Genomic DNA, 13,985 nt, shown 5'->3' on the forward strand with positions numbered 1-13,985 from the left:
GCTCAATGTGACCAGCATTGCCCTGATGAAGCCCGGAGCCTATCTGGTGAACACGAGCCGTGGCAAACTCGTGGATAGCTCGGCGGTGATCGAGTCGCTCAAATCCGGCCAACTGGGCGGTGTGGCCCTGGATGTGTATGAGGAAGAGGAAGGCATCTTCTTCGAGGATCACTCCGGCGCGGTGCTTCAGGATGATGAACTGGCCCGGCTCATGACCTTCCCCAATGTCCTCATCACCGCGCATCAGGCCTTCCTCACGCACGAAGCCCTTTCCGAGATCGCGCGGGTGACGCTCGACAGCATCTCGCGCTTCCGCGATGGCCTCAAACCCGTGGCCGAGCGCGTGGTGGCGTGACGATTTCACTCATTCAAACCCGCCATCCATCAGCACCATGAAAACCACCCCGAAAGCCAGCACCGCCCCAAAGGCAGCCGTTAAAAAAGCAGCCGTTCCCGCTGCCAAGCAGGCCAAGAAACCTGCCGCCACCAAGAAAGCTGTTCGCAAGCGCTCCACCGTGCCGCCTGTGTCTCCAGGAGCACCCGAAGTGGCCGAGGAGGTCACGCATGAGGAGATCGCCACGCGTGCCTACTTCATCTACATCAGTGCAGGCTGTCCTGAAGGGCAGGAGATGCAGCACTGGCTGGAGGCGGAGGCTCAAACCCGGCTTGCCAGATGAACACGCTCAAGACCATCCTCGTCCCCGTGGATTTCTCCACGGGGTCACGCTCAGCACTCGCACAAGCGATGCGGCTGGCGGGGCTGAATGGAGCCAGCCTTCACGTCCTGCATGTGGTGGATACCGCCGCCATCGACATGATCGCGGTCAGCCGCCGCATGAGCTTTGAGCGTGAGGCTGCGATTGCCGCCGAAGGTGCCCAGGAAGCTCTCGTGCGCTGGTTGGCACAGGCGGGTGCTCCTGCCAGTTGCCAAACGACCCTTGTCGTGGGCGTGCCCTTGCATGAAATCTTGGAGCACATCCACACCCTGAAACCAGATTTGGTCGTGGCGGGGATCACAGGTTCGGGTGAATCAAAGCTGGGTGCCGGGTCAGTTTCCTGCAAGCTGGTGCGTAAAGCCCGGACCAAGGTGCTGCTGGTCAGGGCAGCGCATCCGAATCCCTTTCAGAAGATCATAGCCTGCATTGATTTCTCCGAGACCTCGCGCGAGGTCGCCGCGCAGGCCCATCGTGTCGCCGTTCAAGATGGTGCCAGGGTGGACTTCCTGCATGTGTGGCGGGAGCCGTGGCTGAGTCTGCCTTACGCCCACGCACCGTTCGGCGCATCGGTTCCGATGACACCGCCTGCCATCAGTGACGACTATCTTCAGGCAACGGAATCGGCGCTGCGCGACTTTGTGAGCGAGGCGTCCCAGGAAATCGAATCCCGTGCGCTGCTGCTCCAGGCGACGAACTATGGCAACGGCATCGTGGCCCACGCCAGACAGACGGAAGCCGACCTGATCGTGATGGGCAGAAAAGGGCGCACCAACCTGCGCTATGTGCTGCTTGGATCGACCGCAGAACAATTGCTGACCATTTTGCCGACTGCGCTGCTGGTGGTGAACCCGGCGGACAGTGAGACTTGATGACCCTGACACGCCATGAACGCCATTGATATGTCCTCTCTACCTCCGTCAGAAATCGCACCCGGTCTGGGTTTGCTGGTTCCGGTCGATTTTTCCGCAGCCAGTGCTCGGGCGAGCCGCATCGCCGTTTCCCTGGCGCAAAAGTGGGCTGCGCAAGTCACGTTCGTGCATGTGCTCGCTCCGTTGGCTGATGAGGCCGAGGTTTTGGCATTTGGGAGTCATTTCCTGGCCCAACGCCAAACTCACACCGAGGTGAAGCTTGAGGCCTGGAGGCAAACGCACGCAGCCGATCAGCAGGCATCATGCGAAATCCTCCACGGCAGGGATTTTGAGGAGATCGTGAGCTGTGCGGCGGTGCGCCGCGTGGAGATGATCATCATGGCACGCAGCGGCAGGGCCGGCATCATCGAGCAGCTTCTTGGCAGCACAGCAGAGCGCGTGGTGCGGCATGCAAAATGTCCCGTGCTGGTCATCAACGACTTTGACGAGGCTCCGCTGCTGGAGGCTGGCCCCCTTCTTCTAACCACGGACTTTTCACCTGCATCACGAGCCGCCTTTCCATGGGCTGAAAGATTCGCCCGGACCTTTGATGCCAAAATCACGCTGGCGAACGTGCAGGAGCCAATGGGACTGCCGGGAACGCGTGAGTATGCTCGATTTTACCAGGAGATCGATGCTCTGCGAGCGCAGGCAGATGCCCAGATCACCGCTCTGCGTGACGAGTCTCTTGATGCCAGCCTGTCTGGAGATGCGGAGGTGGTGGAGGGCACGCCCCACCGCGCCATTTGCCGACTGGCCCGTCGCCTGAAAGCCGCCCTCATCGTCATGAGCTCCCATGGACGCACAGGCTGGCAGCGTGCCCTGATCGGGAGCACCGCTGAGCTGGTCGTCCGCCATGCGCCGTGTGCGGTCCTGGTGATTCGGGGCAGTGATTTACCCACAAATACAGACCCTGAATGAGCCGCTCACTTTCTGCCTTTCACACCCTTTTTGAATCATGATCTTCTCCGATGTCTTCACCGAAATCGCTGTGCTGCTGCTGATCTCAGCGGTGGCAGGTGCGCTGGGCCTGTGGCTGAAACAGCCGCTCATCGTTTCCTTCATTGCCGCAGGGATAATCATGGGACCGTCGGTGCTGGGCATGGTCTCAGCCAATGATCAGGTCGGCCTGCTCGCCGGGCTCGGCATTTCGTTGCTGCTTTTTGTCGTGGGGTTGAAGCTGGACCTGCACATCATCCGTGCCTTCGGCCCCGTGGCACTGGCCACCGGTTTGGGACAGGTTTTCTTCACCTCCGTCGTGGGCTTCTTCTTGGCGCTGGCCTTGGGCATGGCGGTGGTCCCGGCGATTTATGTCGCGGTCGCGCTCACGTTTTCCAGCACGATCATCATCGTGAAGCTGCTCTCAGACAAAAAGGAGACGGATACTCTGCATGGCCGCATCGCGATTGGTTTCCTCATCGTGCAGGACATCGTCGTGGTCCTGGTGATGATCGGCCTGACGGCCATGGGATCGGCTGGCGATACCGCCTCACTGGGAGCGCAGGCCTTGGCCGTGCTGGGCAAAGGTGCGGCCTTCATTGCTGTTCTGGCCGCCTTGATGAAATGGGTGCTGACACCTCTGCTGCGGCGTTTGGGACGCTCGCGAGAGCTGCTGGTGCTCAGCGCCGTGGCCTGGGCGGTGACGCTGAGCGCGGCAGCACATCATCTCGGCTTCAGCAAGGAAGTGGGCGCCTTTCTCGCGGGTGTGTCCATTGCCTCCACGCCTTACCGTGAGGTGATCGGCTCTCGTCTGGTAAGCCTGCGTGATTTTCTGCTGCTGTTCTTCTTCATCGATCTGGGCGCACACCTCGATCTCGGCGCGATGACGGGCCAGGTGCTGCCCGCGCTGGCTCTCTCGGTCTTCGTTCTCGTGGGGAATCCGCTCATCGTCATGGTCATCATGGGCGCGATGGGCTATCGCAAACGCACCGGCTTCCTCGCCGGTCTCACCGTGGCGCAGATCAGCGAGTTCTCCCTCATCCTCGGTGCCTTGGGAATGAGGCTGGGGCATTTGGATGCAGGCGTGATGGGCGTGATCACCTTGGTGGGACTCATCACCATCAGCTTGTCCACCTACATGATCCTTTACTCTGGCCCGCTGTATGAGCGTCTGGAGCCCTGGCTGCGGATCTTTGAGCGCAAAAACCCCGGACGTGAAGCGAATCACCCTGACACCAAACCCAACGCCAGGCCCGTGGACGTCATCGTCTTTGGGCTGGGTCGCTATGGCATGGCGCTTGTGCGTGAACTGGAAAGCCGCGACCTGCATGTGATGGGCGTGGACAGCGATCCCGGCCTCCTGCGGGGATTCACCCACGAAGGCATGGAGACGGTTTATGGCGATGCCGAAGATCCCGGCTTCCTGGCCTCGCTCCCCTTGGATGAAGCCCGCTGGGTGGTGAACAGCATCCGTGACAAGCATGTGAATCAGATCCTGCTGCACGGGCTCGAAGACTGCGGCTACCGGGGATGCATCGCCGTGACCGCCAACTCCGATCACGAATCCGCCAGCCTGCGTGAAATGGGTGCCCATCTGGCCCTCACCCCCTTTGCCGACGCGGCCGCTGATGCCGTGCGGCAGCTCCTTGCCCTCCCAACCAACGTTTCCGAAAATCCAACCCCAACTGCCTCCGCATGAACTCATCCCCATCCCATCCTTTCATCAAATGGTTCGCCGACATCACGATCGAGGACGTTCCCCTCGTCGGCGGCAAAAACGCCTCGCTTGGCGAGATGGTGCGCGAACTCGCCAGCAAGGGCGTGAAGGTGCCTGATGGTTTTGCCATCACCGCCGAGGCCTTCCGGCATTTCATCCGTGAAGCACAACTCGACGAACGCATCCGCGCCACGCTCGCCGACCTCGACACACACGACATGGCGAACCTCAGCGAACGCGGTCATGCGGTGCGGCAGGCCATCCTCAATGCCACGCTGCCTGCCGATTTGCAGGAGCTGATCACGACTGCCTATCGTGAGCTGCAAGGCAGCAGCACCGCGCCATTGGATGTCGCGGTGCGTTCCTCGGCCACTGCCGAAGATCTGCCCGATGCGAGCTTTGCGGGACAGCAGGAGACGTATTTGAATGTCCACGGCACGGCGGCGCTGCTGGAGACGTGCAAGCGTTGCTTCGCTTCGCTCTTCACCGACCGCGCCATCAGCTACCGCGTGGACAAGGGCTTCGATCATTTCAAGGTCGCGCTCAGCATCGGCGTGCAGCGCATGGTGCGCTCCGATCTCGCGTGCTCCGGTGTCATGTTCACCATTGATACCGAGAGCGGCTTCCGCGACGCGGTGATGATCAGCGCCGCTTACGGCCTCGGCGAAAACGTGGTGCAGGGTTCGGTCACGCCCGATGAGTTTCTTGTTTTCAAACCCACGCTTAAGACCGGGCATCGGCCTGTGTTGCAAAAGACGGTGGGCAGCAAGGAGTTCAAACTCGTCTATGATTCCGGTGGCGGAAAGATGGTGAAAAACATCCCCGTGGCACCAGCGGATCGCGCCAAACTCGCGCTCACCGATGACGAAGTGCTCGAACTCGCCCGCTGGGCCTGCATCGTCGAAGACCATTACTCCACCAAACGAGGCCAGCACGCGCCGATGGATTTGGAATGGGCCAAGGATGGAATCACCGGCGAGCTTTTCATCGTGCAGGCGAGGCCGGAGACAGTGCAGTCGCGCAAGGATCTCGATGTGCTCGAATCCTATGTCTTGAGCAAACGCAGCGCCGTGCTGACGAGCGGGCGCAGCGTCGGTGCAAAGATCGCCACGGGGCGAGTGCGTGTGATCAAGAGCGCCGAGTTCATCGGCCAGTTTCAGCAGGGCGAAGTGCTCGTCACAGACAAGACCGATCCCGACTGGCAGCCCATCATGAAGAAGGCCGCAGGCATCATCACGAATCGCGGCGGACGCACCTGCCATGCCGCCATTGTCAGCCGCGAACTTGGTGTGCCAGCCATTGTCGGCACCGAGCACGGCACCGAGGCGCTCAAGGACGGCATGATGGTCACCGTAAGCTGTGCGGAAGGCGATACTGGCTTTGTTTACGAAGGTGAGTTGCCCTTTGAGGTGCAGCGCACCGATTTGAAGTCACTCGGCAAACCGCGCACCAAGGTGATGATGAACCTCGCTAATCCCGAGGAAGCCTTTGCGCTCTCTTTTACCCCGAATGACGGCGTCGGCCTCGCGCGGATGGAGTTCATCATCAGCACCTACATCAAGATCCATCCGCTCGCCTTGATCGACTTCGACAAGCTCGCCGATGCCACTGCCAAAGCCGAGATAGAGAAGCTCACGGCGGACTACACCGACAAACCGCAGTATTTTGTCGATAAACTGGCCCAAGGTGTCGGTATGATCGCCGCCGCGTTTTATCCGAAGGATGTCATCCTGCGCCTCAGCGACTTCAAAACAAACGAGTATGCCAATCTCATCGGCGGCAAAGCCTACGAGCCTGCTGAGGAGAATCCGATGCTCGGCTTCCGAGGTGCGAGCCGCTACTACCACCCGCGTTATCAGGCCGGCTTCGCGCTGGAGTGCCGCGCCGTGAAAAAAGTGCGCGATGAGATGGGCCTCACCAATTTGAAGCTCATGATCCCCTTCTGCCGCACGCTTGATGAAGGCCGCAAGGTGCAGGCCGAGATGGAGAAGCACGGACTCAAACGCGGCCAGGACGGCCTGGAGATCTACGTCATGTGCGAAATCCCCGCCAACGTGATCCTCGCCGAGGAGTTCGCAGACCTCTTTGACGGCTTCAGCATCGGCTCCAACGACCTCACCCAGCTCATCCTCGGCGTGGATCGCGACAGCGAGATCGTCGCGCCCATTTTCGATGAACGAAACGCCGCCGTGAAGACCATGATCACCTGGGTCATCGCCGTCTGCCGTGCCAAAGGCCGCAAAATCGGCATCTGCGGCCAGGCACCGAGTGACTACCCCGAGTTCGCCCAGTTCCTCGTCGAGCAAGGCATCGACAGCATCTCACTGAATCCCGATACTGTGCTGAAAACGACGCTCGCGATTCTGGAAAAGGAGAAGCAATGAGGATTCGTGGCAATAGGCCCTGCATCTGATTTTCCTCTACTCCATGAGCGTCATCGCCAGCGAAATCATCATCATCGTGTTGCTCGTGCTCGCCAACGGCGTGTTCGCGATGGCGGAGATTGCCATCATCTCGTGCCGCAAGCCCAAGCTTCGCAAACTGGCCGAGCAAGGCGATGCCCGTGCGCAGGCGGCGCTGGAACTGGCTGACTCGCCCAATCGTTTTCTTTCCACCGTGCAGGTGGGAATCACGCTCATTGGCGTGCTGGCGGGTGCCTTCGGCGGCGCGACTATCGCGCGGGAAATCGCCAGCGCCTTGGTGCCGTTCCCGGTGTTTGCGCGTTACGGTGAAGCCCTTGGCATCGGTGCAGTCGTTTTCGGCATCACGCTGCTCTCGGTCGTGCTTGGGGAGTTGGTTCCCAAACGACTGGCATTGAACAATCCCCTCGGCATCGCGCTGGCGCTGGCGCGGCCTGTGCGTCGGCTCTCCAGCCTCACCGCTCCGGTTGTGCGGTTGTTGGGCGGGCTGACGGATTCGGTGTTGCGGCTCTTCGGCTTTCAATCCAAGCCTGAACCAGCCGTCACTGAGGACGAAGTGCGGTCACTCGTCGAACAGGGGCATCAGGCGGGTGTGTTCTTCAAGGCGGAGAAAGAAATGGTCGAGCAAGCCATGGCGCTGGATCGCAAGTGCGTCGGCGACCTCATGACTCAGCGAGCGCAAATCGTCTGGCTCGACGTGGCCGATGCCAGCGAAGTGAACTGGCGCAAGATCATCGCCAGCGGCCACACCTACTTTCCAGTTTACGAAGGGCTGCGCGACCATGTGCTCGGCATGGTTTCCTTGAAGGCGCTCTGGGCCAACCTCGCCCTGGCGCAGTCGGCCAGCCTGCGCGACCTGCTCACCGAACCGTTGTTCGTCCCGGCCAACATGACGGCTCTCAAACTCCTCGAAACCTTCAAGCAAAGCCGCAAACACCTGGCTCTCGTGCCGGATGAGTTCGGCACCGTGCAGGGTCTGGTGACTCTGGTGGACGTGTTCGAGGAAATCGTCGGCGACATCCCATCATTCGACCAGCCGCCACAAGCGCGCGTCGTGCGGCGTGAAGATGGTTCATGGCTCGTCGATGCCTCGCTGGAGTTGGACGATTTGAAGCAACTGCTCGGTTTGCAACACCTGCCCCAGGAAGAACAGGAGGCGTATCAGACGCTAAGCGGCTTTGTGCTGCACCAGATGCAACGCATCCCTCGCGAAGGCGACCACTTTGAGTGGGGCACCTTCCGCTTTGAGATCGCAGACATGGACCGCCACCGGCTCGACAAGATTCTCATTCAACCGCAGCAGCCCGTGATACCCAGTGCCCTGGAATTAGCGAACCTGCGAACGCCCGAACCATAATTTGACATGAACCCGCCTTCCAACCCCGCCACCGCAGTCCATCCATGGCATCATGTTTCCGCAGCCGATGCCTGCACGCAGATCATCAGTGACCCCGCCAGCGGTCTCTCACCGAAGGAGGCCGCGAGCCGGTTCGTCACGCATGGCGCGAACATTTTGCCAGAGGAGAAACACAAATCGCTGTGGCGCGTGTTTGCGCAGCAGTTCGCCAGCCCGCTGATTTACATCCTGTTTGTCGCCGCCATCATTGCCTTTGCGATGGGCAAACGAGGGGACGCGGCGGTCATCCTCGTCGTCGTTTTCATCAACGCTCTCATCGGCGCGATTCAGGAGGGGCGGGCGGAGCGGTCCATGGAGTCGCTCCGCAGACTCTCCGCGCTCAAGGTGCGGGTGCGGCGCGGCGGTAAAGAAGAAATCATCGAAGCAAGCGAACTGGTGCCAGGAGATGTCATGCTGCTCGCAGCCGGAGATGCGGTGGCGGCGGATGCTCGCTTGCTGGAAGCCGCAGCGCTCCAGGCTGCGGAAGCCGCGCTCACGGGCGAATCCCTGCCCGTGAACAAGAACCCCGAGGCGTTGCCAGACGACACGGTGCTGGCGGATCGGCGTAACATGGTGTTTTCCGGAACGCACATCGCCGCTGGGCGTGGGCTGGCCGTGGTCGTCGCCACGGGTCTGAGCACGGAGGTAGGTAAGATCGCCAAAATGACCTCCCATGCGGAAGACCCGCAGACGCCGCTGGAACAGCGCATTGCGCAGTTTGGCCGCTACCTCGTCGTTGCGGCGATCGCGCTCGTCGGTGTGGTGCTCATGGTCGGTCTGGCGCGGGGCATGCCGTTTGCAGAAGTCTTCATGGTAGCCGTCAGCCAGATGGTCTCAATGGTGCCGGAAGGATTGCCCGTGGCGATGACCATAGCACTGGCCGTGGGCATGCAGCGCATGGCGGCACGCAAGGCCATCGTGCGGCGGCTCGCGGCGGTGGAGACGCTCGGCTCCACCAGCGTGATTTGCAGTGACAAAACAGGCACGCTCACCAAAAACGAGATGACCGTTACTGCGCTCTGGCTGCCGGACGGACGGGAGATCGAAGTCGCCGGTGCCGGCTACGCGCCCGAGGGCACCCTGCTCGAAGCAGGAGTGGAAGTCCCCGCCGGTGATGCTCACGTCCGCGCCCTGCTGGAGGCGGCCGCTCTTTGCAACGATGCCGACCTTGTCCGGCCGGATGACACTGACACCCGCTGGCGCCCACTGGGTGATCCCACGGAGACCGCACTGCTCACCCTGGCACTCAAAGGCTGCGTGGAACTCCAGGCCCTGCGCAAGCAATGGCCGCGACGCAGCGAGATTCCCTTCGACTCCGCCACCAAGATGATGGCCACGCACCACGGCCACGCTCCCCATGGACGCGTCATCATCAAAGGTGCCCCAGAAGTGTTGCTGGCCCTGTGCGGCCATGCGCGTCAGGGCGATGCCCAGGTGCCCATGAGTGAAAGCATCCACCGTGCGGCTGATGCCGCTGGTGCCGCCATGGCGACACGCGCCCTGCGTCTACTCGCCGTCGCGGAGGTGAACGATAGCGCTCTCGATGACGAGGCGGGCTTCGCGCAGTTCCAGAGGCAGGCCGTTTTCCTCGGACTCATCGGCCAGATGGACCCGCCGCGTGACGAGGTCAAAGCCGCCGTAGCCGAGTGCCGCGCGGCGGGCATCCGTCCCGTCATGGTGACGGGCGACCACAAAGCCACCGGCCTCGCCATCGCCCGCACACTCGGCATCGCTCAGGAGGGCGATCTCGCCGTGGACGGACGCGAACTGGAGCTGATGCCCGAGCAGGATTTGCGGGCCAACCTTGATCGCATCTCCGTCTTTGCACGCGTGCATCCGGCGCAGAAACTCCGCATCGTCGAGGCCTTCCAATCGCAGAAAAAGGTCGTCGCCATGACCGGCGATGGCGTGAATGACGCTCCCGCACTGGCCACCGCCGATGTCGGCGTGGCCATGGGCATCACGGGCACCGAAGTCGCCAAAGGCGCGGCGAAGATCGTCATCGCCGACGACAACTTCGCCACCATCGTCAACGCCGTTGAGGAAGGTCGCCTCGTCTATCGCAACCTCAAGAAAGTGGTGCTCTACCTCTTCACCACCTCCATGGCGGAGGTCACCGTGCTGCTCAGCGCCCTCTTCTTCGGCTATCCGTTGCCATTGGCCGCCGTGCAGATCCTGTGGATCAATCTAGTCACGGAAGGCACCGTCACCGTAAACCTCATCATGGAGCCACCGGAAGGCGATGAGATGCAGCAGCGCCCCATCTCGCAGAGCGAGGGCCTGCTCACACGCACCATGCTTCAGCGGCTGATGTTCATGATGCCCACCATGGCGCTCAGCACCTTCGGTTATTTCATGTGGAAGCTCTCCCTCGGTGCCCCCTTTGCCCAGGTGCAAACCGAGACCTTCACTGTGCTCGCCGTCTGCCAGTGGTTCAACGTGCTCAACTGCCGCAGCGAAACCAAATCCGCGCTGAACTTCAGCCTCTTCAAAAACTACTGGCTGCTCGGCGGCCTGCTGCTCGGCAACATCCTCCACTTAGCCGTCATCTACACCGAACCGATGAACCGCATCTTCCATACCGTCCCCATCCCTCTGACCGAGTTCTTCCTCATCGGAGCCGTCGCCAGCAGCGTGCTTTGGGTGGAGGAGATCCGGAAGTGGGTTGCACGGCGGAGACGCATCACCTGCTCAATGTCGCCACAATTGCCCTGATGAAACCCCGAGCCTATCTGGTGAACACGAGCCGTGGCAAGCTGGTCGATAGCGTTCCAGTGATTGAGGCGCTCAAATTCCGTCATTTCGGCGGCGTGGCGCTGGATGTTTATGAGGAAGAGGAGGGCATCTTTTTTGAGGATCACAGCGAACGCCCGCTGCTGGATGATGAGCTCTCACGCCTGCTGAGTTTCCCCAACGTGCTGATCACTTCTCATCAGGCCTTTTTGACGCATGAAGCGCTCGCCCAGATCGCTGGCAGCACGCTCGATAACCTCCGCCGACTGCGAAACGGCGACGCCTGGCGCGATGGCACCGCGCTTTGAGAAGCAACGGGCGTGTCTCATCTGTTTGCTGATTGCAAAAAGCGCGTTTTTTGATGACCCATGGAGGGTTGACTGCGACTACTGCCCACGATCTCGCCACCTGTGATGCTTTGCGGCTCACCGGGGGTTCACTTGAAACCGGACTCACCAGCGCGGAGGCTCGCGCAAGGCTGGAACGCTTCGGCGAAAACCTCGTCAAGGTGCGTGGCGGCACGTCGGCGTGGCTGCGGCTCGCGCGGCAGTTCACGGCTCCGCTCGTGCTGGTGCTGATCGCGGCGGCGGTGGTCACCGGATTCCTCGGTGAGTGGGTGGACGCGAGCGTGATCTTCATCGTCGTCGTGGTAAATGCCATCATCGGTTTCCTCCAAGAGTCGAAGGCTGAGAGTGCGCTGGAGGCCCTCATGAAGATGGTCGTGGCCGAGGCCGTGGTGCGGCGTGATGGCAAAAAGATCCGCGTGAACAGCGTCGAACTCGTTCCTGGCGACATCGTGATGCTCGCTGGCGGTGATCGCGTGCCGGCGGACATTCGTTTGCTCGAAACAAAGAGCCTGCAAATCGACGAATCGTCGCTCACCGGTGAATCGGTGCCGGCGAGCAAGCGGCCGGACCCTTTGCATGCGGACACGGTGCTCGCGGATCGCGTGAACATGGCTTACGCGGGATCTTTGGTGACCGCAGGCACCGGCACGGGCGTCGTGTGGGCTACGGGCGACCGCACGGAGACGGGGCGCGTGGCGTTTCTCATTGCTGAGGCAGTGGATCTCACCACGCCGCTCACGCAGAAGATCGCCCGCTTCAGCGGCGTGCTGCTGTGGGTCATCCTCGCGCTCGCCGCGGCCTTGTTTGCCTATGGCGTGCTGGTGCGCGGCGGCAGCGTGATCGAGATGCTCATGGCGAGCGTGGCGCTGGCCGTGGGCGTGATTCCCGAAGGCCTGCCCGCCGCCATCACCATCGTGCTCGCCATCGGCGTGAGCCGCATGGCCAAACGTCGCGCCATCATCCGCAAGCTGCCAGCGGTGGAGACTCTGGGCTGCACCACGGTCATCTGCTCGGACAAGACGGGCACGCTCACGCAGAACAAGATGACCGTGCAGCGAATCCACGCCGGTGGCGAGACCTTCGAGGTCAGCGGAACGGGCTACGAACCGCGTGGTGCCATTCATCAGGGCCAAATCACGATGGATGCTGCATTGAAGCCCGCTTTGCACGAGTGCCTTCACGCCGGAATGCTGTGCAATGACTCCGCCATCATCGAAAAGGACGGCGCGTGGAGCATCGCGGGCGATCCCACGGAGGGGGCGTTGCTCGTGGCGGCGGAGAAAGCCGGACTGAGCCATGCCGCGATCCATGCGGGCTCGCCCCGTGTGGATATGATCCCTTTTGAAAGCGACCACATGTTCCGCGCCACACTGCACGATCATGTGGAAGGCCGCCGCATCTACAAAGCGGGTGCGCTGGAACGACTGCTGGATCGCTGCACGCACATGCTCGATGCACGTGGCGAGATCGTCGCCATCGACACGGAGGCGATTCGTGAGGTGGCGAGGTCTTTTGGTTCCAAGGGCATGCGGGTGATCGCCTTTTGCCGTCGCGATGGCTCGCATGTCAGCGGTGATTTTGAGCATCATCACGTCAGCGAGGGCCTCACCTTCCTCGGCTTGCAGGGCATGATCGATCCGCCGCGTGAGGAGGCCATCGCTGCTGTGGCGAAGTGTCAGGCAGCTGGCATTCGCGTGAAAATGATCACCGGAGACCATGCGGTGACCGCGCAGGCCATCGCGAAGCAAATCGGCATCGCCGGAGCGGACATAGTGCCTGCCATCAGCGGTCGCGAGCTGGCGGAGATCAGCGATGCCGACCTGCCGGAGATCGCGGACCGCACCGCCGTCTTTGCTCGCGTGGCTCCCGAACAGAAACTGCGGCTCGTGCGTGCTTTGCAAAGCCGTGGTCACATCCTCGCGATGACCGGCGACGGCGTGAATGACGGCCCCGCTTTGAAACAAGCCGACATCGGCATCGCCATGGGCATCACAGGCACCGATGTGGCGAAAGGCGCGGCCAGCATGGTGCTCACGGATGACAACTTCGCCACCATCGCCGCCGCGGTCGAGGAAGGTCGCGGCGTGTATGACAACCTCATCAAGTTCCTCGTGTGGACGCTGCCGGTGAGCGTGGGTTTTGCGCTCATTTTGCTCACCAGTGTCGTTTTCGGCCTCACCCTGCCGACGCTGCCGGTGCATCTGCTGTGGGTGAATCTGACCACGGCCATCCTGCTCGGCCTCATGCTCGTTTTCGAGCCACCGGAGGCCGACATCATGAAAAGGTCTCCGCGGGATCAAAAGACGCCGATTTTCGATTTCGCCATGTTCATGCGCACCGCGCTTGTGTCGCTCATCATGCTCGCTGGAAGCTACTGGGTGTTCTTTTACGAGCAAAACAGCAGCGCCAACATCGCACAGACCCGCACCGCTGTCGTGAACACCGTCGTCGCTGTGGCCAGCGCCTACCTCATCAACTGCCGCAGCCTTCGGCGCAGCATTTTTAGCATCGGCTGGTTCAGCAATCCGCGTCTGTGGCTCGGCATCGGGCTCACGGGTGTGCTGCAGTTGATCTTCACGTATGCACCGTTGATGAACCGTTATCTTCATACCGCCCCGCTCGATGCCACGGTGTGGCTGCGAATCCTCGGCGTGGCGGTGGGAGCGCTGGTTTTGGTGGAGGTGGAGAAAAAAATCCGCCGCGCTTGAAGCATCTTTGTTTTCTCCAGCAGATTCAAGGAGGCCAGCAGATGATCCAGAAAAGAAATCTGCTGGCCTCCTTGAATCTGCTGGAAACAGCTCTGTCATGG

At 61.4% G+C, this 13,985-nt stretch carries 9 protein-coding genes and 1 pseudogene; all 10 read left to right on the plus strand.

Going from position 1 to position 13,985, the window contains the following annotated elements; all coding sequences use genetic code 11:
• A partial coding sequence (locus ACILSI_RS20010; protein ID WP_395723683.1) for an NAD(P)-dependent oxidoreductase occupies positions 1–355 on the plus strand: 355 nt, incomplete at its 5' end.
• 37 nt (positions 356–392) lie between these two features.
• Entirely contained in the window at positions 393–677 is a 285-nt protein-coding gene (locus ACILSI_RS20015; protein ID WP_395723684.1) for a DUF2934 domain-containing protein, read from the plus strand.
• A complete protein-coding gene (locus ACILSI_RS20020; RefSeq protein WP_395723685.1) occupies positions 674–1,585 on the plus strand; it encodes a universal stress protein in 912 nt (303 codons plus the stop codon). Before ACILSI_RS20015 ends, ACILSI_RS20020 begins: the two co-directional genes overlap by 4 nt.
• Positions 1,586–1,600: 15 nt before the next feature.
• On the plus strand, positions 1,601–2,545 hold the full coding sequence (locus ACILSI_RS20025) for a universal stress protein (RefSeq protein WP_395723686.1): 945 nt from the start codon (positions 1,601–1,603) through the stop codon (positions 2,543–2,545).
• 37 nt (positions 2,546–2,582) lie between these two features.
• Positions 2,583–4,262 carry a cation:proton antiporter gene (locus ACILSI_RS20030; RefSeq protein ID WP_395723687.1) on the plus strand — a complete coding sequence of 560 codons (1,680 nt, stop codon included), beginning with the start codon at positions 2,583–2,585 and terminating at the stop codon, positions 4,260–4,262.
• A complete protein-coding gene (ppsA, locus tag ACILSI_RS20035) occupies positions 4,259–6,664 on the plus strand; it encodes a phosphoenolpyruvate synthase (RefSeq protein ID WP_395723688.1) in 2,406 nt (801 codons plus the stop codon). The genes ACILSI_RS20030 and ppsA overlap by 4 nt, the downstream gene beginning before the upstream one ends.
• A 43-nt stretch (positions 6,665–6,707) precedes the next feature.
• Positions 6,708–8,057, plus strand: coding sequence for a hemolysin family protein (locus ACILSI_RS20040; protein WP_395723689.1), 1,350 nt, complete (start codon positions 6,708–6,710; stop codon positions 8,055–8,057).
• A gap of 6 nt (positions 8,058–8,063) precedes the next feature.
• Positions 8,064–10,811: a cation-translocating P-type ATPase gene (locus tag ACILSI_RS20045; protein WP_395723690.1), complete on the plus strand. Its 2,748-nt coding sequence runs from the start codon at positions 8,064–8,066 to the stop codon at positions 10,809–10,811.
• Positions 10,775–11,137 (plus strand): annotated as a pseudogene (locus ACILSI_RS20050) (NAD(P)-dependent oxidoreductase); the annotation flags it as partial. The gene ACILSI_RS20045 and the pseudogene ACILSI_RS20050, both read left to right, overlap by 37 nt.
• Before the next feature lie 68 nt (positions 11,138–11,205).
• Complete coding sequence (locus ACILSI_RS20055; protein WP_395723691.1) at positions 11,206–13,884, plus strand: cation-translocating P-type ATPase; 2,679 nt, start codon at positions 11,206–11,208, stop codon at positions 13,882–13,884.
• Positions 13,885–13,985: the final 101 nt, after the last annotated feature.

The organism is Prosthecobacter sp., assembly GCF_044232965.1.
Taxonomy (GTDB): Bacteria; Verrucomicrobiota; Verrucomicrobiia; order Verrucomicrobiales; family Verrucomicrobiaceae; genus Prosthecobacter.

Excerpts from the sequence above, each read along its gene's own strand:
- ACILSI_RS20015 (WP_395723684.1), top strand. The coding sequence starts at position 393 with ATGAAAACCACCCCGAAAGCCAGCACCGCCCCAAAGGCAGCCGTTAAA.
- ACILSI_RS20020 (WP_395723685.1), top strand. The coding sequence starts at position 674 with ATGAACACGCTCAAGACCATCCTCGTCCCCGTGGATTTCTCCACGGGG.
- ACILSI_RS20025 (WP_395723686.1), top strand. The coding sequence starts at position 1,601 with ATGAACGCCATTGATATGTCCTCTCTACCTCCGTCAGAAATCGCACCC.
- ACILSI_RS20030 (WP_395723687.1), top strand. The coding sequence starts at position 2,583 with ATGATCTTCTCCGATGTCTTCACCGAAATCGCTGTGCTGCTGCTGATC.
- ppsA (WP_395723688.1), top strand. The coding sequence starts at position 4,259 with ATGAACTCATCCCCATCCCATCCTTTCATCAAATGGTTCGCCGACATC.
- ACILSI_RS20040 (WP_395723689.1), top strand. The coding sequence starts at position 6,708 with ATGAGCGTCATCGCCAGCGAAATCATCATCATCGTGTTGCTCGTGCTC.
- ACILSI_RS20045 (WP_395723690.1), top strand. The coding sequence starts at position 8,064 with ATGAACCCGCCTTCCAACCCCGCCACCGCAGTCCATCCATGGCATCAT.